Origin of the sequence: Halanaerobium hydrogeniformans (genome assembly GCF_000166415.1) — a bacterium.
Classification (GTDB): Bacteria; Bacillota; Halanaerobiia; order Halanaerobiales; family Halanaerobiaceae; genus Halanaerobium; species Halanaerobium hydrogeniformans.
In genome coordinates this window covers 1,030,929-1,055,426 of the sequence record NC_014654.1, presented here as the reverse complement: position 1 = coordinate 1,055,426, position 24,498 = coordinate 1,030,929, and the positions used below count along the sequence as shown (strand labels likewise).

The following is a 24,498-nucleotide window of genomic DNA, read 5'->3' as shown; positions in this document are numbered from 1 at the left end:
ATTACAACATCTCTTTTACTGCAGCAACAATGTCATCTGGATTTGGTAGATAGGCTTGCTCTAGTACACTACTGAATGGAACTGGTGCATCTGGTGCACAGACTCTTTTAATTGGCTGCTCTAGATAGAACAGGCCTTCTTCTGCAACTACTGCAGAAATTTCTGAAGCAAATGAACCTCTTTTAGTTTCTTCAGAAACTATTAATAATTTACCAGTTTTCTCAACTGATTTTAAAATAGTTTCTTTATCAAGTGGAACTAATGTTCTTGGGTCAATTACTTCTACACTTATTCCTTCTTCTGCTAATTTTTCTGCAGCTTCCAGAGAATGACTAACTTCTATACCTGTAGCAATTATGGTTAAGTCACTACCTTCTCTTTTAATTTTAGCAACTCCAAAAGGTATTACATAATCTTCATCTTCTGGTACATCTCCAACATGATTATATAATATTTTGTGCTCAAAAAACATGACCGGATTATCATCACGAATCGCTGTTTTTAAGAGCCCTTTTGCATCTGCTGCATTAGAAGGATAAACTACTTTAAGACCTGGAATATGAGTAAACCAGGCTTCTGTTCTTTCGGAGTGTTGGGCTGCTGCTCCAATACCTGCTCCATTAGGTGCTCTTAAGACCATTGGTACTTTAGCCTGACCACCTGTCATATAACACATTTTGGCAGCCTGATTGAAAATCTCATCCATTGATACCCCCAAAAAGCCTGCAAACATTATTTCTGCAATAGGGCGACTTCCAGTCATTGCTGCCCCAACTGCACCACCGATAATCGCGGTTTCGGTAATAGGTGTATCTCTAACTCTATCTTCACCAAATCTTTCTACAAGATCACCTGTAACACCAAAACAGCCCCCAAATATACCTACATCTTCACCCATTATAAATACTGAGCTATCTTTTTCCATTTCTTCTGCCATTGCTTCTCTTAAAGCTTCAGCATAACTTAATTTTTTCATTATTCAGCACCCCCATAATAAACATCTGTTGTAACTTCTGATGGATCTGGCTCAGGGCTTTCCTGGGCAAACTGGAGTGCTTCTTCTATTCTGCCCTTAACTTCTTGTCGAAGTTTTTTATAGCCGTCATCATCGAGAACTTCCTGGTCTTTAAGAACTTTAACAAATCTATCAATAGGATCTTTTTCTTTCCAGCGTTTTACTTCCTCATCTGATCTATAAACAGTTGGGTCTCCTTCGAAGTGTCCGCGGTGACGATAAGTTTTACATTCGATTAAGCTTGGTCCGCCTCCAGCTCTAGCTTTTTTAACTGCTTCTACAACAGCTTCATTAACGGCCATAACATCATTACCGTCAACTGTTACACCAGAAATACCATATGCTACTGCCCGATCTGATACATCCTGAATGTTTTGTCCTTTTCTTTTATCATTGGTATATTGAGGCATTGAAATTCCGTATAGATTATTTTCACAAACAAAAACTACAGGTAAATTCCATACAGAAGCCATATTAATTGCTTCATGGAATGTACCCCTATTTGAGGCTCCATCACCAAAGAAACAGATAGTAACAGAATCTTTATTTAATATTTGAGCACTTATTCCGGAACCGGCAGCTATTGGCAAACCTGCACCAACAATACCATTTGCTCCAAGAATACCAAGACTAACATCTGCAATGTGCATTGAGCCACCCTTACCTTTATTATAACCGGTGGCTTTACCAAAAATCTCAGCCATCATTTTCTTAATATCTCCACCTCTAGCTAACAGGTGACCATGTCCACGGTGAGTACTGGTTATAAAATCATCTTCTTTAAGAGCACTACAGGCACCAACCGCAACTGCTTCTTCACCTAAATAAAGATGCACGAAACCTGGAATTTCACCTTCTGCAAAATGTTTCTGTACCTTGGTCTCAAATTCACGGATTACTAACATTTTCTCTAACAATTCAACCAATTCTTCTTTACTTTCCTTCAATTTGACCCCTCCCTTTATAAGTTAATTCAATGAACTAAAGTAAGTCTCACCTCCTTAATAATTAATTATTACAAGAAAATAATAAAATTTTAAACTTTCACACTATTTAAGATGCATTAATCATACCAAAATATTATAATTTGTAATATTTTTTTAAAAATGCTCTAAGATTGTTGTCATGTCAGCTTTTTTGTTCTGTTATTTTTTTATTATATATAAATCTAAAAAGTATTTTATTTGTGAATTAATTAATTTATGTTTTAAAGTGAAACATGAATAGAACTAAAAAAAATATAAATATTTGTGATGACAGGCTTCGCGGGGGTATATGTTTTATTTTGATACAATATAATGATATGTGTTAAAATAAAACAAGTGTTTATTTTCACTAATACAAGGGATGGTTAATTTTAGAAGTATATTGATTTTTGCTTAAATTTTTATATTGAATTGATCAGCTTTTCTATAAAATGTAGAGCGACTAACCCCAAGTGCTTTTGCAGCCTCAGTAATTGTTTTGGTTTGAGTTAAACTGTGTTTTAACATTATTTTTTCCATATCTTTGAGCTTAACTAAAGGAATTTGACCTGGATCAAAATTACTAAAATTAAATTGCTCACTTTCTTTAAGGTCTTCTGGAAGCTGTTCAATCCTAATTAAACCATCTTCAGATAAAAGAGCTGCTCTTTCAATAACATTCTGTAATTCTCTTACATTGCCAGGCCAGTTATATCCTTCAAGTAGATCAATTACCTTTTTTTCTACTCCATGGATATTTTTATTGCTTCTCTGGTTTAAAATAAAAATAAAATGTTCTATCAGTTTTTCTATATCTTTTTTTCTTTTTCTTAAAGGAGGCATTTCTAATTTCACAGTATTTAATCTAAAAAATAAGTCTTTACGGAAATTACCCTTTGCTACTTCTTCTTCTAAATCTTTATTTGTAGAAGCTAAAATCCTTACATCTACTGCTACAGGTTCTAAACCACCTATTCTATTAATCTCTTTTTCCTGCAGAACTCTTAAAAGGCTTGCCTGCATATTAAGCGGCATTTCTCCTATTTCATCTAAGAGTAATGTTCCACCTGAAGCCAGTTCGAATTTACCAGGTCTCCCCTTTTTGCGAGCACCTGTAAAGCTTCCTCCTTCATAACCAAATAACTCACTTTCTAATAAGCTTTGCGGAATAGCAGCACAGTTAATACTTAAAAAGACCCTTTTACTGCGGGTGCTGTTATTATGAATTGCCTGGGCAACCATCTCTTTTCCTGTCCCACTTTCACCTTCAATTAGTACTGCAGCATCACTATTGCTGATCATTTTAGCTGTTTCTAAAACCTTTTTTAAACCTGGATCTTTACCGATGATATCCTTAAAAGAAAATCTTGCTTCACTACCGGACATTCTATTAACTATCTTTTTTACAGTTTTCATTTTACGCAATATTATAATAAAACCATCTGCAACTCCACCATGGCTTAACATCATTCTGGCAGAAGCATTAAAGTATAATTTTTCTTCATTCTTATGGATATAGATATCTTCATCTGTAAAAACTTTGTGTTCAGCTAACATCTTTTCTACTACTTTTTGCTCTCCTAATATATCTCTTACATCTTTGTTATTTACTTTTTTCCTATCAATACCGAACATTCTTGAAGCAGCCTGATTTATAAAAATAACACTCCCAAATTTATTTATAGAAATTAAACCTTCTGACATCGAGTTAAAGACAGCATTAGAAAATTTATTTGTTTTTCTTAATTCTTTGTTTTTATCAGTTAAAGAAAGCTGATTTTCAATTGATTTAGCTGCAGCAACTACCATACCGAGAGTATGTGGGTGAGCATGATCAAAAGGACCGGACATATCTAAAATACCAATTAACTCTCCCTGAGGGTTATGAATAGGAGCAGCAGAACAGGTCCAGGGATGATGTTCTTGACAATAATGTTCTGCACCAATGACCTGAAGTGGTCTATCTATTTTTATTATTGTTCCGATCGCATTAGTTCCAACCTTTTCTTCTGACCAGTAAGAACCAGGAGTGAATTTCAATTTTTCTGCATTGCTAAGAGTCTGCTTATCACCTGTAGATTCCATAATCATACCTTTATTATCTGTTAATACCACAACAAAACCAGAATCTTTTACTATCTCAGCTAATTCTTCCATAAAGGGCTGAGCAATTCTTATTAAATTCTGATTGGCCTTTCTAATTCTCTGTAAAGTTTTATCGGCAATATGTGAACCCCTCCCACTAAAGGGATTTACCTGATACTCCTTACAGCGCTGCCATGATTCAATAATCACATTTCTTAAATTATTCTCAATTACAATATCCTCTTCTATAAACTTTTGCCAGGCCTCTTCGATTTTTTTAATATCTATATTCATTATTTTTCTCCTCTTTGAAATAATGGCTTATTGTCTAAATTTTCTATATTTTAATATTATCATAATTTGAGCAATAATTCTAGACTAATAGCAATAAAAAAAACAGCCTGCTCGGCTGTCTTAATTTTAAAATTTATTTGTTATTTTCTTCTTTCTTCTCCTGTACGGCTTTGTTTAAAGATTTTTTCAAAGTCTTCATAATATCTTCTTCACTATCTACACCCATCACAATAATATCAGGAGTACTACCAAAAAAGTAATTGAATATTTCAAATATCACAAGACCTGCTAAAAGAGCAAGCAAAGCATATTCTAATCCAAATTTTATATAGCTTATACTAAAAGCAAAGGCTGTTAGAAATCCTAAGGCATAGGATAGTTGGCTTTTGTGTTGAGCAATAAACATTGAGAGAAGATCTTTTAAAATTGTAGCTTTCTTACTGATAATATCACTTCTCCTTTTTTAATAATATATTCAGTATTTATATAATATCAATCTTTATTGACAATGTCAAAATAAGCTGGGGCCAGGCCAATTATCTACAACTATATTTTCAAAAGATTGTAAAAAACTATCTATACTTTGATTGATAAATATATAGTTTTCCGGTAGATAGATATTTAAAGCAGTACTGAGATATATTGCAGCAATTACTACATTAGTGATTACAGCAAGACTGTACAATCTATTTAGCTTTAATGATAGCTCATCACTAAATAATACAAAAAATATTATCACAAAAAACAAATAGAGCATATAAAAAGAAAGTTCTGCTTTTAAACCTGTTGTAAAATAACCGGTAAACTGCCATAAAGCAGGCATCAAAAATAAATATAGATATGGTTTGTTAAAACCTTTTTTAAAAACAAAATACAACAGTACAGGCAAATAACTTAAGGCAAGAAAGATTATATTGCTAAACAAAGCTGAAATAAAAGCCTGATAATCTAAATTACCACTGTAAAGTGAAACCGAATTAAAAAGAGCATCATTGAGATAAATCAAACGAAAGCCTCTTCCATAAAGCCAGCTGATATAACTTAAGGAAAATATTGCTGCTAAAGAAGGCAGAATAAAAGTAAAGAGCTGGGCCCAGGCTTTTTCACTATTTTTAAAAACTAGCTCAAAATAAAAAATAAGACTGTATAAAGGCAGCAAAAATATTACTGCTGGTGCTAAAACATAAACTAAGGCCAGCATCAAACTACCTATATACAAATAAGCAGTTTCTTCTTTTTTAAAGTAAGCCACTAAGAAATAATTGGCAGCTGCAAATACTATTAGCTCAATCATTTTCTTTCACCTCTCTTGCAGTAAGACCATGTTGGGTTTTTTCCCAATAAAATGGATTAAAAAATAATTGATAAAGTGCTTTCCAGGCTGCTACCGACTGCAGTAAATAATAAAAAGGATTTAATAGAGCATAGGTTATTAAGCTGTAATATTTTCTTTTAAAAACTGCAATTGTTGCCAGATAGATGCCCAAAAAGTTACCAAATAGCAAGTTTAAGAGTGAAATTTGCAGTAATGTTCCGTAATAAAATTCTCCAAAATAAGGTGTGCCACTTAAAAGCCAGTAAATAAATAAAAACCAGAAAAATGGAGCTACTAGATGAGTTAGTACACTACCACCGATGAAAATTTGCAGAGTAAACCAACCTCTAAATCCAACTTTTTGGATAAATTTAACGGGTTGTCGGTTATGAACCAGAAAAGTCTGCAGATATCCCTTTAACCAGCGAGAACGCTGATTAATCCAGTTAGATAATTTATTATTGGCTTCTTCATAGGTTGTTGAATTTAAAACACCAACTCTATAACCTCGTGCATTAGCTCTAATTCCTAGATCTGCATCTTCAGTAACATTAAAAGGATCCCAACTTCCCAGTTCTCTTAATTTTTCAATTTTAAAATGATTTGATGTGCCACCTAAAGGAATAGGAAGTTTTAAAGCATCAAGTCCTGGCAGCATATAATCAAACCAGTAAGAATATTCAAGGGTAAATAATTTTGTTAAAATATTATCATCTCTATTAAAATAATTTAAAGCAGATTGAAAACAAATTACATTATCATCAGATTTTTTAAATGCTAAATAAGCTTTTTTGAGCTGATCTGGCTCCGGCATGTCTTCAGCATCATAAATAGTTAAGAGTTCTCCTCTTGCTTCTTTAAGCCCATAATTACAGGCTTTCGGTTTAGTTTTCGGATGACTGTCGGGAATATAAATAAAGCTCCAGTTATCAGGAGGTGAAGCATTTTTAGCTGCCTCAATAGTTTCTATATCGCCTTCTTCAAATAAAAACAAAACATCTAATTTGCTTTTAGGATAATCTAAATTCTTCAAACTTGAAATCAGTTTATCTATAACTTCTGGCTCTTTATAAACGGGTACCAAAATACTGTAAACAGGCAGTTCTTTTTCATCTATACCGGTGACATCTTCTTCTGAAATAAGGTTCTTTTTTTCTTGAAAAGATCCAACAATACTTAAAACAAACTTAAAAAGTATAGAAGCTAAAAACAAAATATTGAAAAAATAAAGAAAATATTTTAATGCTTCACTTGGATAAAGATAGGCCAAAAATGCAGAAATAGCTATAACCAGAAAAAAGAAAAATATCTGTTCAGAGGTAAATACGGTTGAAGCAGATTCTTTTGGACTGCGGTAAAATAAGCCATTTACTGCTTCTTCAACCATCTCTTCTTTAAAAACTTCTTCGAGCATAAACCTGATATCCCGACTTGTAGCAATAATCTTGTGGATTTCTATATCTCCAAATTCATTTTTAAGCAGTTCATCAACTTTCCGATTCCCTTGATTTGAAACAAAGACCTTTAATCTCTGGTCTTCTATAATAATTGGGAAAAATTGATGAATAACCAGAGTTTCCACTTCAAATTTATGAGCTAACTCAGGATCAAGCAGTTTTTGACAGGCTGCTAAATCATTACTTCCTAAAGACAGCTCTTCTTTTTCAGCAATAATATAAAACAACTCAATCATCTTAATAAAACCTTCAGCCACAAGTATTTCTCCAAGCAGTCCTCCGGATTTAGCCTGGATTTGCAGGGCCTTATTAAGTTCTTCTTCGGTTATTAAAGCTCTTTTAACTAACGCTTCTCCTAAAAAACTATCCTTATTATTTTTCATGATCTGTCGCCTACCTTTTTGCTGCTGTATTTTGATTATTAAACATCATTATAGAAATTTATTTTCTATATATGTAAATCAAAGATAATATTGTCTAAATGATATATACTTTTTTAATTAGAATAAAATTTAATCTAAAAAGTTAAAATTATCATTATCATACAATAGCAAAAACCTTAAATAAAAAGATAAACAAAGTGATCGAAAAAACAGAAAATAAGGTTGTCATCATAACAATTGAAGCTGCCAGGTCCTGATCACCATTCATAGCTGCTGTGATCACATAAGAAACAACAGCACTGGGTACTCCAAAAAGTACATAAATCAAAAACACTTCCTCATTTGCAAAACCAAAAGCAATTGCTGTTGAAACTGCTAAAGCAGGTAAAATAAGTAATTTTAATATGGTGGCAAATATAGAAGATTTAATATCTACAAATAATTTGTCAATTTTAAATGTTGCCCCAATTGTCAATAAAGCTAAAGGTGTTGCCAGTACATCAAAATAATCAGCAGTATTCTGCAAAATTAAAGGTAATTTAAAATCAATTAAAGAAGCTGCAGCACCTAAAATTATTGCAATGATAAAGGGATTAGTTAAAATATTTTTAAAGGCACTTTTAAGTTGATTTTTTGCCTTATTGGCTGGATTTGTAAAAACTAAAATCAAAACAGCGATTATATTATATAGTGGGATTATAAAAGCAACTATCAAAGGGGTTTTAGCCCCAATACTTCCAGTTACATTTTCCATTAATGAAAAACCTACATATATAAAATTACCTCTAAAAGTTCCATGGACAAAAGCTCCTATTTTGCTCTTTTCATCAATAAAAAATACTGAAAACAAATAGACTATGATAACACTTATAATTGTTGCTGAAAGGGCATAGCCAATAAATCTAATATCAAAATTTTCAGTAACAGAGCTTTCTGCAACACTATTAAAAAGTTTTATTGGTAAAGCCAAATAAAAAATAATGAAATTAGCTGCATCAATAAACTCTACAGTAATTATTCGTTTTTTTCTGAATATAAAGCCACTTAGCATTATTAAAAATATCGGTAAAGCTACACTTAGACTAAAAATAAAGTCGTCTAACATTTAAACCTCCTCTGAGGTGCTGTAATTAATTATATAATTTATATTTTGTTAGTTAATAATACTAAATTTTAGAGCTTTAATCAAGTTCTCTTTTTACAATGTTACAATGTTACACCATCTTTAAAAATTGCAATTTCGCGATAATCATTTATTTCATTTTTTGTTTTTATTTGTTTAGAGGCAACTTTAATAATATAATCAAAAAATTCTTCTGCCAGATTTTCCATATTTTTGCCTTCAAGTAATTGCCCGGCATTAAAATCAAACCAATTTCTTTTTTGATCATAAATTCTACTATTTGTAGAAACTTTAACAGTGGGAACAGCTCCTCCAAAAGGGGTTCCCCTTCCTGTAGTAAAGAGGATCAGGTGGGCACCAGCTATTGTAAGTGCAGTAGTTGCAACCAGATCATTGCCAGGACTTTCTAAAAGATTTAAACCCTTTCCTTCAACCTGTTCACCATAGAAAAAGACATCATTTACAGTCCCTGTACCACCTTTTTGAGTACAACCTAATGACTTCTCTTCTAAAGTTGTGATCCCACCTTCTTTATTACCAGGAGATGGATTTTCATAAATCTCTTGGTCATGAGAAAGAAAATAATCTTTAAAATCATTTATTAATTTAACAAGCTTATAAAACGTTGCTTTATCTTTAGCCCTATTCATCAAAATCTTTTCTGCGCCAAACATCTCTGGAACCTCAGTTAAAATACTGATCCCATTATAAGCTGCTATTTTATCAGAAATTTTACCCAAAAGAGGATTTGCTGTTACCCCGGAAAAACTGTCTGAACCTCCACATTTAAGACCAATCTTTAGCTTAGAAACCGGAATTTTTTCCTGTTTGAAATCTTTAGCATAAACAACCAGATCATCAAGCAGAGATTCTGCTACCTTAATATCATCTTCTACATCCTGAAGATTTAAAAACTTAACCCTTTTGTTGTTATAATCACCAATATATTTTTTAAAGTCTTCAATCAAATTATTTTCACAACCCAGGCCAACAACCAAAACTGCAGCAGCATTGGGATGATTTACCAGACCTGCTAAAGCTTTTTGAGTATTTTTTAAATCGCCTCCTAATTGTGAGCAACCATAAGGATGAGGAAAAGCATGAATGCTGTCAATAATGCCTGATTCAATTAAAGATTGATATTTTTGTTCTGCTTTAAAAGCTAATTTTTCTACAACTTTATTTATACAGCCAACAGTATTAATAATCCAGATATCATTTCTAATTCCAACTTTCTTGTTTTCTCTTTTATAGCCAAGAAATTCCGGGATTTTCCCAGAACATTCTAGGTTTTTTAGCTGAGGTTGATAATTATAGTCAAGCTTACCCTGGAGCCCGGTTTTTAGATTATGGGTGTGTACCCATTCTCCCTTTTTAATATCTTCTTTTGCATTTCCAATTGGATATCCATAGCGGATAACCTGCTCTCCTTTATTAATATCTTTTAGAGCAATTTTATGACCAAGTGGAATATCACTTAAAACTTTAATTTTTTGTGAATCTATTTCAACAAACTCTCCTGCATCCAGTTCTGTTAAAGTAATAGCTATATTATCTTTTTGATTGATTAATAATGTTTTATCTCCCAAAATTAACTCCTCCTAAACCTTAAATAGCCCGGTTATAACCGGGCTATTTATAATATTTATTTAAAAAATAGATTGTATTGACCCTCATAACAAACATGATTCACAAGGTCAGCAGCAACACTATAAGGCATCTGGCCTTTATCAACCATCTTTCCAACTACATTGGCTAATGTTCTTCTAAACATCTCTGTTCGAGAAGAATAAGACATTAATTTTCTTGAGTCTGTTACCATTCCCGCCAAATTATAAAACAAATCAACAGTAGTCACCTGTTTAAGCTGTGTTTCCATACCATAAGGAGTATCATTTAACCACCAGGGGGCACCTAAACTTACTTTAGGGAAAGCCCTGCTGATCGTAGAAACCGTAAACCAATGGACAGGATCCATAGTATAAAGTACTATATTTAAGTCTTCACCAAATTGGTTAATAAAATACTTAAGGTTATCTACTATCTCTATAGAATAATTAGAAATATCTCCACCAGTATCAGGTCCGAGCTTTTCATACAGGCTCTCTCTGTAGTTTCTTACTGCACCAATATGAAGTTGGGTTACCCAGTCTTTTTCCTGATTTAATTTAGCGAATTCTGCCAGCATAAAAGCCTTGAAATCTTTAATATCTTTTTTGCTGAGCTCTTTATTTTTAAGGCCTTTTTGATAAATTTCTGCAGCTCTGCCTTTTTCAACTCTATAAGAAATCGGTTCTAAAATCCCGTGATCACTTGCAATACAACCCATCTCGGCAAAATAATCATGAGAATTTTTTAAGGCAGTTAAAAGATCATCTAACTGCTCAATTTTTGATTCATTATATGCCTTAGTTAGTTTTTCAACATATTCAAGCCAGTTATCAGCTTCTATATTCATGATTTTGTCAGGTCTCCAGGTGGGTAATATTTTAACTCCATCCACCTCTTCTTTAGCTCGTTTGTGTTCTTCTAATAGAGAATATGGCTCATCTGTTGTACACATTATCTCAACATTCATCTTTTTTAATAAACTTTGAGGCCTCATATCAGCCTGAGCTAAAATTTCTTTAGTTTTGTCCCAGATCAGTTCTGCAGTATCCTTGGAAATACTCTCTTCAATACCAAACTGTCTCTTCAAATCAAGATGGATCCATTCATAGGTTGGATTACCAGCAAATTCTGGAAATACTTCCGCAAGGGCCATCCACTTTTCTTTATTTGAAGCGTCACCTGTTATTTTTTCTTCAGGAACCCCTCTTTTTCTCATTAATTCCCAGACATAATGGTCAGTTGCAGCTTCAACCTCCCAAATATCATTCCAGGCTTCATTGTCCAGTATCTCTTTTACATCTCCATGATTATGGGGATCTAAAATTGCCAGTTCTTCAATTTCTTTATACAAACGTTTTGCACTTTCACTTTCTAACAAATAATTTTGATCTAATAACGCCATTATAAGCCTCCTTAACTTTTTTGAAAATGTTTTCATGATACTTAAAAATCTAGATATTTCATAGATATTAGACGTAATTTCTCTCAATTAAAAGAAATTATTGATCAGCTTTAATTATAAAACCCTAACTTTTTTAGATGTTTTATAATGTGAAACTCAAGGGCTTTTCTATATTCTTTATCATGTTTTTCCCAAAATTTATAGAGTTTGTCCCTAAATAGATAATCCCCATCTTTTTTTGCTTCTAAAATAAAACCATAGGTAATATGAAGCAGCTGTCTGGCCTCATCAATTTCCAGCAGCTCTGACAGTTCTTTGTCACTTAACCTTGCTAAATCTGGAATATCAACCAGTTCAGTACTTACATGATAATATTCTTTAGCATCTTTATATTTTTTCTGAGCATAATAATAAATGTCTCTAAAAAGTGCTGGGTCATTTTCTGCTAAAACTCTAAGTGCTTCCAGCCAATTTGTACCAGCAGTTTTAACATGAACTCTACCCTTTGTATGATGACCGATAATAGGATAAAGACTGAATTTATCACTACCGGAATGAATGCTCAACTTATGGCCAAAGCGATCAGCAATTTCAGCATGGATTTTAAAGTGTTTTTCAAATTTATCTAAACTGCCAATATAATCAATACCCTTTTCAAAACTGCCAACAAATCTTGGGGCAAGACTATTGATATTAATTCCATTTCTTTTTAACTCATTTGCAACAAAAAAGTGAGCTTCTGCACTGGTAGGTAGAGAAGTCTCATCAATCGAAATTTCAAAATCAATCTCTTTACTTTCTTTTTTTATCAGGTGATAAATTTCTTTGGCAAAATCAATTATCTGATAATAGGTGAGCACAATTTTATAAAAATTCATTTTATTATATTCCAATTCATGATTTGAACCTAAAACAAATGTTTTATTTAAATATTGACTTTCCAGACCATCTTTTAAATAATCAGCAATTTCCTCATATTGTGCCTTAAGTTCCTGAAATGTTATACCTTCTCTAAGGTTATTGATATAATCAGTACAGTCCAGAGTTATCATGGTATAACCAATATCAAGAGCTGTTTCGACCTCATTTTTATTTTTTAAATGATCAGCATCAGCAGCAAAACCGTCTTCATAACCCTCTTGAAAAACAGCCCAACTTACATCATCTAAGACAGCTTCGAAACTTCGGTTTGTTAAATTTAACTCACGAACTGACTGCTGAGCAAAAACTGGCATAACTTCACTTTCTTTAACAGCATCGATATGGCCAGGTGTTGCTATACCAAGCCTGTCTCCAAGGCCAATACTTGGATTTTTATTACCCAGTACTTTAGGAGCTGTATGAGGAAATAGTTTTCTAAGTCTTTGAGCATTGTGATGGTTTAAAGGTGCTACCTTTGCTTTAAAACCGGCAAACTCTTCAATCTCACCATTAAAACTTTCAAAGTGTTTGCTTTCATTTAAAATAATGAGCTTCTTTTTTTGTTCAACTTTTGCTAAAAAGAAAAATGATTTACCCAGTTTGTTAATAGAGCGAGGATAAATTCTATAATCCTCAGCATATTCTGCAAGCTTTTTAATTGCCTCTTTTGAAGTACCTACAAGTTCTTCAGCAAAGTCTCTCCATGGCATAATATAACCTCCTTAGAAGTTAAAGCAAAATAGCAGCTAATAGAAATCTTCTAATCTGCTTATTTTAAAATTTATTTTATTCTTTCTATTATAATAAATTCTCTAAAGCAGCTTTCATTCCTTCTTTTTCAATATTTTTAAGCTGATCAACAACAGTTTTTTCTAATTCTGGCAGTTCAGTTAAATCTCTTTCCCAGAACTTCTCTGCAGCTAAAACTTTTTTTGTTAGCTCAGATAATTTAATTTCTTTATTCTCATATTCAGACCAGAGTTGAGCAAAAAATTCTAAAGCAGCCTGATCATCTTTGATTAAATAGCTGTCTCCATTTCGATAGGCTTTAAGCTGAGAAGTTTCTATTTCTGTACCTTTATAAAAGGCTATTAAAGCAGCCAGAGAAAAACTTAAATATTTCGGTGTTTTATGCAATTTTTCAATATGTTCAATTATAGATGGTAATACTCTTGTTTTAAATTTAGAGGTAGAATTCAATGATATATCCAGCCACTTGTGATCAATATATGGATTTTTAAATCTTTCAAATATCTTTGCTGCAAAATCTTCTAATTCAGCATTACCTGCTGTAAGGGTTGGTATAATATCTTCAAAAACAGCCTTTTTGATAAATTCTCCTAGCAGTTGATCATTAACTGCATCTCTAACTAAATCGATTCCAGCTAGATAAGCGACCGGAACTGTTGAAGTATGGGCTCCATTTAAAATTCTAACTTTAGTTGTGCGGTATGGTGTTAAATCATCAACCCATTTAACATTTAAAGCAGCTTGATGAAAAGGTAATTTTTCTTTTAAACTTTCATCACCTTCAATAACCCAGAGGTGAAAAATCTCTCCGGTATCTAAATTCTGATCATGGTAGCCTAATTCTGCTTCTAATTTAGCAATCTCGTTGAAGGGATAACCGGTAACTATCCTATCAACAAGAGTATTTAAAAAATGATTGCTGTTTTTAATCCAATCTTTAAACTCCTTTTCAAGCTTCCAGTCATCTGCAAGTTTTAAGATAATCCTCTTTAAATTATCACCATTGCGGTCTATAAGCTCTACTGGTAGGATAATCATACCTTTTTCAGGATCACCAGCAAAATGTTCATATCTTCTATATAAATAGGCAGCTAATTTGCCTGGATAAGATTCGGGTGGACAGTCTTCTAGATGATCTTCTGGATTATAACTTATGCCTGCTTCAGTTGTATTTGAAACAACTATTTCTATTTCTTCTTTTTCAGCAAGCTCAAGCACCTTATCCCATTGAGCATAAGATTCCAAGCCTCTTGAAATAGAGGTGATTATTTCTTTTTTATTAACTTCTTTACCTGCTTCAATACCTCTTAAATAAAGGGTATAAAGACCATCCTGTTCATTTAAATTACTGACCCTTCCTTTTCTGATCGGCTGAATTACAACAGCTCTACCTTTAAAAATCCCCTCTTTATTCATTTTGTGAAACATCCAGTCAATAAAAGCTCTTAAAAAATTCCCTTCTCCAAACTGAACCACTTTTTCGGGATAATCCAATATTTCAGCCGGGAAATCAGCTAAGTTACTGCCCAAAAATTCATTTTCAAGAAGTTCTCGATTCAAGGTCTTCAACTCTTTTTTAGCCATTTTTATCCTCCCTCAACTTCTAAAAACTAACTATTAAATCTATTTTACCTTTCAAATTTAATGATATAAGAATATTAGTTAATAAACAATAAAATAACTTGTTTTTTTATGTAATCTTTAGCGCAGTTTCTTTTTTTACAAAAGCAGTTTTTGACAAATAAATAACTGCTGTTTTCATTTGCATTTCTCCTCTTTTAAATAAAAATAAGCCTCCCCTGCACTTTTAAATGCAGAGGAAGACTAATTTAAGTAAATACTTTATATTATTAAAACAGGGCTGTTAAATTAATATCTAATTCCAAAAGAAATAGTAAATTTATCATATTCTACATCTTCATCATTAACTTCACCGTTATTACGGCTGTAAAGAACTTCTGCCACATAATCATTATCTAGAATCATACCAGCACCAGCTGCATAATAAAGGCCTCCACTTTCATCTCCAGAAAATGTTGCACTATCAACACTTAGAGAACCATAACCAAGATGACCGATTAAATAAACAGGACTATCTGTTACTTTATATTCTCCTAAAATATAGGCTGTTGTAAAAGAAAAGTCACCATCAGTATCATCAAAGTCACGGTCAAATTGATAATTTAAGCCAGCACCTAAGTTAATATTTTGATTATAAGCATACTTATATTCACCAATCAGGCTGTAACCCATATCAACATCATAACTATCTGAACCATAATCAAAATCTCCACCAAAATCGATACCCAGCTTAACCTCAAAATCACCAGCTCTTTGAGCAGTATAAGCTTCTGCCAGAGCTGAAAAACTAAATAACATTAAAGAAAGTACCATTAAAACAATTAAAGTTCTTTTCATAAATAATTCCTCCTTTTTTTTTATCGCTTATTAATAATATTCCGGATAAGGCAAAAAAACCCTTTCTTTTTTAAAAAACAAAAAAATATCAATTTAATAATTTAATCTTTGGTGAGGCAGAAGCAGGAGAGTTCAAAACTACCCCACCAAAAGTTACAATCCAAGCCTAACAAATATTCGATACTGATATAATCTTAATCCTTTTATTTTCAAGTGTCAAGCTATCTGAATTATTATATATTTTAATACCATTATTCAGTTATACAATCATTTTAAATTATTTCTAAATTTAAAAAGTAATGGTTGTACCTAGTCCTAATTTAACACTTTTTGCATCATCAAATAAAGCTCTTAAATCTGCCATACCAAAATCTATTTTAAAATTATTGAAGTTAAGACTTAAACCTGCAGCAACTTCTAAACTTTCTCTTAAAGAGGCATAATTAACTCCAAATCTTAAAGGTACGCTGCTGTCTTGTCTAAAATCACCGGCAAAAGAAAAAATATTATCAGTAGGACCATTATCGTAATCAACTCTTGAATATTCAGCATAATATGCGGTGTTTTCACTATAATCCAGCTTCGCTCCCAGCTTATAGATTAAAGGCAATTTGTATTTTATCTGCTCTTCAACTTTTTGATCTTCTATTTCTTCTTCAATAAGTTCAGTATTATCATTTTCATCAGGATAATATTTATAACCATCTCTTATAAAGTTATTTGCAGATAGCTCACCAATATTCATTAAAGCAAAAGCAAAACTATATCTATCTTCCATTTTAAGATTGATTCCCAGATCAAAAACACTGCCGACAGCTTTTTTTTGGTCAGTTCTATTTGTGATAAATTCTGCTTCACCTGAATATTTAATTTGTTGATTTTCTAATTCTGCCTTTATTTCTCCATCACCTGAAAAATTATAGATATCTCCTTCTAAATAATGAAATGTTCCACCAAGATAAATAGATTCAATTTTGTTATCTCTGTTTTCATTAAAACTATCTATAAATCGATCTGCAACAGGTCTGGCATAACTTAAAGAAATATCAGCTGCTGCAGCTGCCCCACCTTGAGTAACATCAAAGTTGGCGGTCACACTATCAGCAGTAATTTCTCCATTTTCAAAGGTTATTTGTGGTTTGTCAGCGGTTAAAATTTCTGTTACATCACTGTCTAGTTCCATCAACCCATCTGCTCTACCACTTATTCCAAGGGCAAAGTTCTTATAATAAAAATGAACCCCCGCTGCTGATCGAGCAGCTAAAATTAAATCTTCATCTTCTAACTTGCTTTTGATAACATCTTCTGTAAACTCTGTGTTATCGAGGATATTATTCCAGGCTGAAAAAGATGCAAAGCTTTTTAAAGAAGCTGTTTTTTCTCTTCCAGCCAGACCAGCAGGATTTGAATAATAAAAATCATCACCGCTCAAAGTTGAGAAATCATGACCTAACCCGATGGCCCTGGGATTTAATGCTGCTTGAGCATTTAAGGTGGTAAGCAAAATAATACACACGAATAAAATTATTAATCTTTTCTTATACATAAATTCCTCCTGTTTTATTTTCTTTAGTTCTCATTTAATATTTTTAATTATTCTTATAATACAATGTTCTTTTTAAAATAAATCAGAAACTAAATCACTGTGTATTAAAACGTAATTCTGTTATTGAATTATATTCTTCACCAGCTTCCAAGACGGTTGAAGGGAAGTTTGGCTGGTTTGGTGAATCGGGATAATGCTGTGTTTCCAAACATAAGGCTCCTCTTTTTTGATAAATTTGCTTATCTTTAACTTCTATATTTCCAGTATCTATTACATTCCCACTATAAAACTGCAGCCCAGGTTCGGTAGTCCAGACTTCCATAGTTCTACCACTGAAAGTTTCAATTAGTTTTGCTGCAAGAGAGAGCTCATTTTCTTCTTTATTTAAAATCCAGTTATGGTCATAACCGCCCCCAATATGTAGCTGCTCATTTTCTACTTCAACTCTACTTCCGATTTCAGTTGCTGATCTAAAATCAAATGGAGTATCATTAACGTCCTTAATTTCTCCAGTGGGAATCATAAACTTATCAACCGGGGTAAAATAATCTGCATTTATCTGTAGAAGATGATCTGTGATTTTACCTTCTCCATGCCCCTTTAAATTAAAATAACTGTGCTGGGTTAAATTAACAACTGTAGTCTGATCAGTTTTAGCATGATATTCAATTCTTAAAGTATTATCATTTCTTAAAATATAGTTTACAGTTACTTCTATATTGCCGGGGAATCCTGCCTCTCCATCTTTACTTAAATAACTTAAGCTGAGAGATTTATTAGAATCTATTTTTTTCACATCTGCCTTCCAGATGACTGAATTAAAACCCTGCTCTCCACCGTGTAAGCAGTTTAATCTGTCATTTATCTCTTCATTTGTCTGTACCTGGTACTTCTGGCCATCAAGCTCAAATTTACCTTCAGCAATCCTATTAGCATAACGACCTATTAAAGCACCAAAATAGTTTTTATCTCTTAAATAGTGTTGATAGTCATTATAACCTAAAACAATATCCTCTTTATTTCCATACCTATCTGGAACGATCAATTTCTGGATTATCCCACCATAGTTAGTGATATCAACCTTTATTCCATTTTCGTTTTCAAGGCTATAAAGTTTAAGTCCTTTAATCTTTTCTTTTTTTGCGAAGGTATCTTTAGTTATTTTAATATTTGACATCTCAGCCCTCCTCTTTTAATAATTCTTCAGTTTAATTAATTATATGTTATTAAGTTAAATTCTGCAAAAAATAAGCAAAAAAATCCCCTTTCGCTAAACAGATTTACTAAATCTGTTTAGCCTAAGAGGATCAAATCAATTTGCAAGCATTTAAAAAAAGTTAAGATATTAAATTTAATTTAGGTATTTTTTTAATGTTTTTCTAACTGCCCCTTTTTCAGCAATCATTTCTTTGAAATAGCTTTCTATTTTATCGCCAAGTCCAACTTGATATAAGTCTAAGCCCATCAGCTGCTCACTGCTTAAAAGATTTTTTAATTGTCCGTTAACAGTATCAGGACTGCCAAATTCAATACCCTGTAATTCTTCTCTAAGCTCAGTTAACATCGGGTCAGAACTTAAAGACATTTTTTTGCCTGAATCATCAACAGCGATTAAATACCTCAACCAGCCGGCAATAGCCAGTGGAATAGCTGTTAAATCAGCAGCTTTTAAATCACTGCCATCACGATAAGATTTAATGGTTTCGCCAAAGCGAATTGCTATCTTTTGTGATGTGTCTTTAGCAATTCTTTGTGGTGTATCCGGAATATAGGGATTTGTTAAACGCTCCTCTACAACCTCATCTATAAATTCTTTTGGATCAAGAACACCTGGATTTACAACCACAGGTAATCCTTCTTGATAACCAATCGTTTCTACTAAAGTTTTAATTTCCTGATCTTGCATTTCTTCAGCTATTGAATGATAGCCCAGCAGACAACCATAAACTGCCATTGCGGTATGAAGGGGATTCAAACAGGTTGTCACCTTCATTTTTTCAACTTTATTTACAGTTTCCTGATCAGTATAAATTGCCCCTACTTTATCTAGAGGGATTCTGCCATTGGGAAATTTATCTTCAATAACTAGATATTCTGGTGCTTCAGCATTTACAAAAGCTGCTATTTCTGTATTTTTATCAGTTGTTATTATTTCGGAGTTTTTAAAGTTTATTTTTTCTAATTCTTTTTGAACAATTTTAGATGGCCCTGGAGTAATTTTATCGATCATCGACCAGGGAAAAGTAACCCTGCTTTCATCATTAAGATAGCCTAAAAATTCTTTTTCAACTAGACCATTTTTAACCCAGGCTTCAGCAACTGTAAGTATAGACTGATGAAGTTTTTGTCCATTATGAGCACAGTTGTCTAAACTGCTAAAAGCAAAAGGAAGTTGTCCACTTTTAAATCTTTCATAAGCCAATGCTGTAGCTTTAGACATAATATGATTTGGTGATTCAGGGCCATTTTTGAAATCCTCTAAAATTAAATCAAAAAAATCTCCCTCCATATTTTTTAAACTGTAGCCCTTTTCTGTTATAGTAAAGCTTGCCACTTTAAGGCTTTCTGTTTGAAAAATCTCTTTAAGTCTCTCCCAGTCTGAACTAAAGCTTGGATCAGCTTTTAAGCCCTCTGTGATACTGGCCAGAAGAGTTTTACTTAATTCTCCACTGGGATGCATTTTAACAAGTAAACTCAAATTGTCATTAGGAGCATAAACTTTATCAATTATTTCGTAATCATAACCTTCTGCTGCAATAATACCGGTTTCTACTTCTCCTTGATTAATTAATTCCTGCTGCAGTCTGGCTATAAAAGCTCTAAAAATATTTCCAGCTCCAAAATGAACCCACTCTGGATTCTCTTTAGTATTATTGCATAAATTTTGAAAATTAAATTCTGGGGTTTTAATTCCTTCATCCTGCCACTGTTCTTTGTTCTTTAATTCTTCTTTATTTAATTCAAGCATTTTTTACACCTACCTTAAATACATTATTTAATAACTCATTTTAGTAATAGCTTCCCAGAGCCCATTTATATAACTTGCACCCAAAGCTCTATCATATAGTCCATAACCTGGTCTTGCTTTTTCTCCCCAGATCATCCGACCGTGATCAGGCCTTAAATAACCCTCGAATCCTATCTCATAATAAGCTTTCATAATCTCATATAAGTCAAGTGATCCATCTGATGATAAATGGGAGGTTTCATGAAATTTGTCATCACCATCAAATTTCAAATTCCTGACATGGGCAAAATGAATTCTGCTGCCAAATTCTCTGACTAAATCTGCTACATTATTAGTTGGGTTAGAACCTAAAGAGCCACTACATAATGTTAAACCATTGTAGGGACTATCAACCAGGTTGAGCATTCTTCTCATATTATCTGCCCCTGTCATAATCCTCGGTAAATTATAAATCGGCCAGGGTGGATCATCAGGATGAATTGCAAGTTTAATCTCATTTTCTTCACAGACTGGTATCACTTTTTCTAGGAAATATTTTAAATTTGTAAACAAATCATTTTCATCAATATTTTTATACTTTTCCATTATTTCCTTTAATTCAGCCAGACGTTCTGGTTCCCAGCCTGGTAAAGAGAATTCAGAGTTTTCCTTATCATATTCTTCTACTAATTTTACCGGGTCTGTGTTTCTAATCTTTTGTTCATCGTATGACATGGTCTCTGAACCATCTTCAAGTATACGGGACAGATCAGATCGCAACCAGTCAAAAACAGGCATAAAATTATAGCAGATTACTTTAATCCCTGCTTCTGCTAAATTTTTCAGGGTAATTATGTAATTATCTATATATTCATCTCTAGCAGGAAGACCCAGTTTAATATCTTCATGTATATTAACACTTTCTATAACTTCTAACTCAAGTCCTGCTTCATTTACTTCTTTTTTTAATTCCAGTATTCTATCTAAAGGCCAGATTTCTCCGACAGGAATTTCCTGTAGTGCACTAACAACCCCTGTCATACCAGGAATCTGTCGAATTTCTTCTAAGCTCACACTATCATCATTACTGCCAAACCAACGAAAGACCATTTTCAATTTTCATCACCAATCCTTATTTGTTATATAAATTATATACTGATTACCCTTTTACTGCTCCAGAAACCATACTTTTTACCAGGTTTTTCTCGAAAATCATAAAGAAAATCACTATTGGCAATATAGCCAGAATTGTAAAGGCATTTATTGCTCCCCAGTCTCTTAAACCAAAGAGTTCAAATACCCGGTAGTGAGAAACCGGTAAAGTAGACATTGCATTTCTTGAAATAAATGTAAAAGCAATAATAAACTCATTCCAGGCCCTTAGAAAAGTAAATAAGGCTACAGAAACTATGCCAGGTGCAGTTAAAGGTATTATAACCTTCCATAGAGCCTGTATCCTATTACATCCATCAATACAGGCAGCCTCTTCTAATGATTTTGGTATACCATCAAAAAACCCAATTAAAATCCAGATAGCTATAGGTAAAGCATCAGCAACATATGGTAAGACCAAACCAATATAACTATCCAATAAATTGAAGCGAGCAAATATTTGATATAAAGGAATAATTCTGGTAACACTTGGAATAATTCTCGGTATTAAAATAAATAATAATAGAAGATGTCTGAATGGAAAATTAAATCTAGAAAAAGCATAAGCAGCAAATAAACTAAAAACAACCGTTATTATGATTGTTGCAGTAGTTACTATTGCACTATTTAACATAAATCTGAAAAAGGTCAACCTTTCAAAAATGATCTCATAATTGGCAATAGTTACTGCTCTGGGAATCAAAGTCATCCCACCCGAATATATTTCTGCTGAAGTTTTAAATGAAGTTGACAGAGACCAAATAAAAGGAATTACCGCCCACAAAACTAAGACAATCGTTAATAAATATAAGAAAATATTTCTAATTTTAGTTTTTTGTTTGTATGTTAAGTTCATTACTATCCTCCCTAATCTAATACCTTAGTATAAAAAATACTTAAAGCAACATTTAATAAAAATAATAAAATTGCTAAAGCAGAACCATAACCATAGTTAAAATGCTGAAAAGCATTTTGATACATATTTAAAGCAATTACCTCAGTCGCATTACCCGGGCCTCCACCTGTTAAAGAAAAAATAACTGAAAACTGATTAAAAGATGCAAAAGATAGATATACTAAAGTAACAAGCATCATCGGTTTAATCATCGGTAAAGTAATACTTTTAAATTTCTGCCAGTGATTAGCTCCAGCCACATCGGCAGCTTCATAATAACTTTTGTCAATTCCCTGTAGACCTGCCAATAATATTAAAACTACAAAAGGAGTTAAGCGCCAGGTATTTGCCATAATAATCGATACCATTGCTAAAAAAGGATTACTCAACCAGCGGAAAGTAGGTAGATTAACTGCACTTAACATCCGATTTAATACACCCAATTGTGGTGATAATAACCACTGCCAGATAACACCAACAGACACTTCAGAAACTATAAATGGTAATATTATTAGCGCTCTTAAAAAGCCACGGCCAAAAATATCTCTATTTAATAATAGGGCAATTATCAAGCCGATGAAAAAGGCCCCTATCATAGAAAATCCTACAAATGCAAATGATCTGCCAAAACTCCCCATAAAAGCTGTATCTTGAAAAGCATTTATGTAATTTGTTAAACCTATATAACTGCCCTCATTAAAAACTGTTACATCCTGGAGACTCTGGTTTAAAGCAAAAAGCATTGGATAACCTAATAAAGAAACAATAATAATAAAAGAAGGTAAGATAAATGTATAAGCTACTTTATCATCACTGCTAAATTTTAACTTCGATAATTTCATTTTATGCTATCCTCCTAATTTAATAATACTGTCTTCCGTTCAAACTGGAGCGAAAGACAGTATTATCTTTTGAGTTTTTTTTTATCAGTTTTTAATTATTCTTGATTTGAATTATTTTAGAATAAAGGATCTATAACTGACTGTATCTCTGCAGCTACTGCCTCAGCATCTGCATCTGGATTATTTAACATTTCCTGGATACCGTTTTGAATAGCCTGTGACATCTGACTGTATTGTGGAGCTGCTGGAATAGCACTAAAACCTTCCATATCATCTAAAATAAAGTCAACCCATGGCTTTGCTTCTCTATATTCTGGTATATCATAAACACTTAACCTTACAGCTTCCATATAATCCTGATTAAACTCGAACTGTCCAGCTGTATCTGTAGCATATTTTACAAATTCAAAAGCTGCATCTTTGTGCTCAGATTGTTCATGAACAGCCCACTGAAAACCGGTTGCAACATTTCTTTTCGGCATTCCTGCTTCAGGTACTGGAATATGAGTCATTTTAAAATCTCCATATTCGATACCATTATTTACAACTGCAGGTGCAATATGACTTCCCATAATGGCCATTGCTGCATTGCCTGAGAGGAATAGTCCTCTGGCTTCTCCACTACCAAAAATAACTGTTTCTGGTGACATGATTTCTGAGTCAAAAACTAAATCTCTATATAATTTTAAAGCTTCAATACCTGCTTCAGAATTAATTTGTGGGGCCTGCCCATCAAATTCTCCACCCATAGCTGCAAAGATCGGTAACCAACCCTGTGTGGTGCCGTCATCTCTAATACCTCTAACACTTAAGCCCCATTTATCCTGAGCAGGATCAGTAAATACTTTTCCAGCTTCTACAACATCTTCCCAGGTTTCAGGAGTATCTAAACCAGCTTCTTCAAACCAGTCTGCCCGATAAAATAATGCTCTACCAAAAACTGTAAATGGCATTGCATATGTAGTACCATCATATTGGGCAAAATCCCAGGCTGCATCAATATAATCATTAAGTTCTTCTTCGGTATAATACTCATCCATATAATCATCAAGTGGTGTTAAATGACCTAAACCACCAAGAGTACCAACCCAGGGTCTATCTAAAACCGCTACATCTGGGGCTCTATTTGAACTTGCAGACATAATTAGACGATTTAAAGCTTGCTCCCATGGTACAACCTCAAAATTGATTTTAACATTTGGATTAGCTTCATTCCATTCAGTTAAATCAATTTGATAATTATCCCTAACAACCCAGACATCTAATTCAATATTTTCTGCACTAACATTAAGAGAAAAAGCTAAAATCAAGACCATTAAAACCCATAATACTTTTGTTTTTTTAAACAATTTACTTCCCCCTATAGATCAATTTTTA

At 32.9% G+C, this 24,498-nt stretch carries 19 protein-coding genes; all 19 read right to left on the bottom strand.

The features are described from left to right. Position 1: 1 nt before the first annotated feature. On the bottom strand, positions 2 to 976 hold the full coding sequence (locus HALSA_RS04670; protein WP_013405456.1) for an alpha-ketoacid dehydrogenase subunit beta: 975 nt from the start codon (positions 974 to 976) through the stop codon (positions 2 to 4). Further along, positions 976 to 1,962, bottom strand: a complete 987-nt coding sequence (locus HALSA_RS04665) for a thiamine pyrophosphate-dependent dehydrogenase E1 component subunit alpha (RefSeq protein WP_013405455.1) — start codon at positions 1,960 to 1,962, stop codon at positions 976 to 978. The genes HALSA_RS04670 and HALSA_RS04665 overlap by 1 nt, the downstream gene beginning before the upstream one ends. A gap of 432 nt (positions 1,963 to 2,394) precedes the next feature. Beyond that, positions 2,395 to 4,359, bottom strand: a complete 1,965-nt coding sequence (locus HALSA_RS04660) for a sigma-54-dependent Fis family transcriptional regulator (protein WP_013405454.1) — start codon at positions 4,357 to 4,359, stop codon at positions 2,395 to 2,397. A gap of 133 nt (positions 4,360 to 4,492) precedes the next feature. Next, positions 4,493 to 4,765 (bottom strand): hypothetical protein, encoded by a 273-nt coding sequence (locus tag HALSA_RS04655; RefSeq protein ID WP_013405453.1) that lies wholly within the window; start codon positions 4,763 to 4,765, stop codon positions 4,493 to 4,495. Positions 4,766 to 4,870: 105 nt separating this feature from the next. Beyond that, positions 4,871 to 5,653 (bottom strand): hypothetical protein, encoded by a 783-nt coding sequence (locus tag HALSA_RS04650; RefSeq protein ID WP_013405452.1) that lies wholly within the window; start codon positions 5,651 to 5,653, stop codon positions 4,871 to 4,873. Continuing rightward, positions 5,646 to 7,514, bottom strand: coding sequence for a glycosyltransferase family 2 protein (locus tag HALSA_RS04645; protein ID WP_013405451.1), 1,869 nt, complete (start codon positions 7,512 to 7,514; stop codon positions 5,646 to 5,648). The genes HALSA_RS04650 and HALSA_RS04645 overlap by 8 nt, the downstream gene beginning before the upstream one ends. Positions 7,515 to 7,671: 157 nt before the next feature. Then, entirely contained in the window at positions 7,672 to 8,619 is a 948-nt protein-coding gene (locus HALSA_RS04640) for an AEC family transporter (protein ID WP_013405450.1), read from the bottom strand. A gap of 101 nt (positions 8,620 to 8,720) precedes the next feature. After that, positions 8,721 to 10,226 carry a UxaA family hydrolase gene (locus HALSA_RS04635; protein ID WP_013405449.1) on the bottom strand — a complete coding sequence of 502 codons (1,506 nt, stop codon included), beginning with the start codon at positions 10,224 to 10,226 and terminating at the stop codon, positions 8,721 to 8,723. 56 nt (positions 10,227 to 10,282) lie between these two features. Then, positions 10,283 to 11,650, bottom strand: coding sequence for a glucuronate isomerase (uxaC, locus tag HALSA_RS04630; RefSeq protein WP_013405448.1), 1,368 nt, complete (start codon positions 11,648 to 11,650; stop codon positions 10,283 to 10,285). A 110-nt stretch (positions 11,651 to 11,760) separates the two neighbouring features. Further along, complete coding sequence (locus tag HALSA_RS04625) at positions 11,761 to 13,281, bottom strand: tagaturonate epimerase family protein (protein ID WP_013405447.1); 1,521 nt, start codon at positions 13,279 to 13,281, stop codon at positions 11,761 to 11,763. A gap of 88 nt (positions 13,282 to 13,369) precedes the next feature. Further along, complete coding sequence (locus tag HALSA_RS04620; RefSeq protein ID WP_013405446.1) at positions 13,370 to 14,905, bottom strand: tagaturonate reductase; 1,536 nt, start codon at positions 14,903 to 14,905, stop codon at positions 13,370 to 13,372. 285 nt (positions 14,906 to 15,190) lie between these two features. Beyond that, on the bottom strand, positions 15,191 to 15,739 hold the full coding sequence (locus HALSA_RS04615) for an outer membrane beta-barrel protein (protein ID WP_013405445.1): 549 nt from the start codon (positions 15,737 to 15,739) through the stop codon (positions 15,191 to 15,193). A 289-nt stretch (positions 15,740 to 16,028) separates the two neighbouring features. Then, positions 16,029 to 17,285 carry a PorV/PorQ family protein gene (locus HALSA_RS04610; protein ID WP_013405444.1) on the bottom strand — a complete coding sequence of 419 codons (1,257 nt, stop codon included), beginning with the start codon at positions 17,283 to 17,285 and terminating at the stop codon, positions 16,029 to 16,031. Between the two features lie 94 nt (positions 17,286 to 17,379). Continuing rightward, positions 17,380 to 18,462 (bottom strand): aldose epimerase family protein, encoded by a 1,083-nt coding sequence (locus HALSA_RS04605; RefSeq protein WP_013405443.1) that lies wholly within the window; start codon positions 18,460 to 18,462, stop codon positions 17,380 to 17,382. A gap of 174 nt (positions 18,463 to 18,636) precedes the next feature. Then, entirely contained in the window at positions 18,637 to 20,253 is a 1,617-nt protein-coding gene (locus HALSA_RS04600) for a mannitol dehydrogenase family protein (RefSeq protein WP_013405442.1), read from the bottom strand. A 27-nt stretch (positions 20,254 to 20,280) separates the two neighbouring features. Next, positions 20,281 to 21,348, bottom strand: a complete 1,068-nt coding sequence (uxuA, locus tag HALSA_RS04595; protein ID WP_013405441.1) for a mannonate dehydratase — start codon at positions 21,346 to 21,348, stop codon at positions 20,281 to 20,283. Between the two features lie 43 nt (positions 21,349 to 21,391). After that, on the bottom strand, positions 21,392 to 22,240 hold the full coding sequence (locus tag HALSA_RS04590; RefSeq protein WP_013405440.1) for a carbohydrate ABC transporter permease: 849 nt from the start codon (positions 22,238 to 22,240) through the stop codon (positions 21,392 to 21,394). An 11-nt stretch (positions 22,241 to 22,251) separates the two neighbouring features. Further along, a complete protein-coding gene (locus HALSA_RS04585) occupies positions 22,252 to 23,121 on the bottom strand; it encodes a carbohydrate ABC transporter permease (protein ID WP_013405439.1) in 870 nt (289 codons plus the stop codon). Between the two features lie 116 nt (positions 23,122 to 23,237). After that, positions 23,238 to 24,470 (bottom strand): ABC transporter substrate-binding protein, encoded by a 1,233-nt coding sequence (locus HALSA_RS04580; RefSeq protein ID WP_013405438.1) that lies wholly within the window; start codon positions 24,468 to 24,470, stop codon positions 23,238 to 23,240. Positions 24,471 to 24,498: the final 28 nt, after the last annotated feature.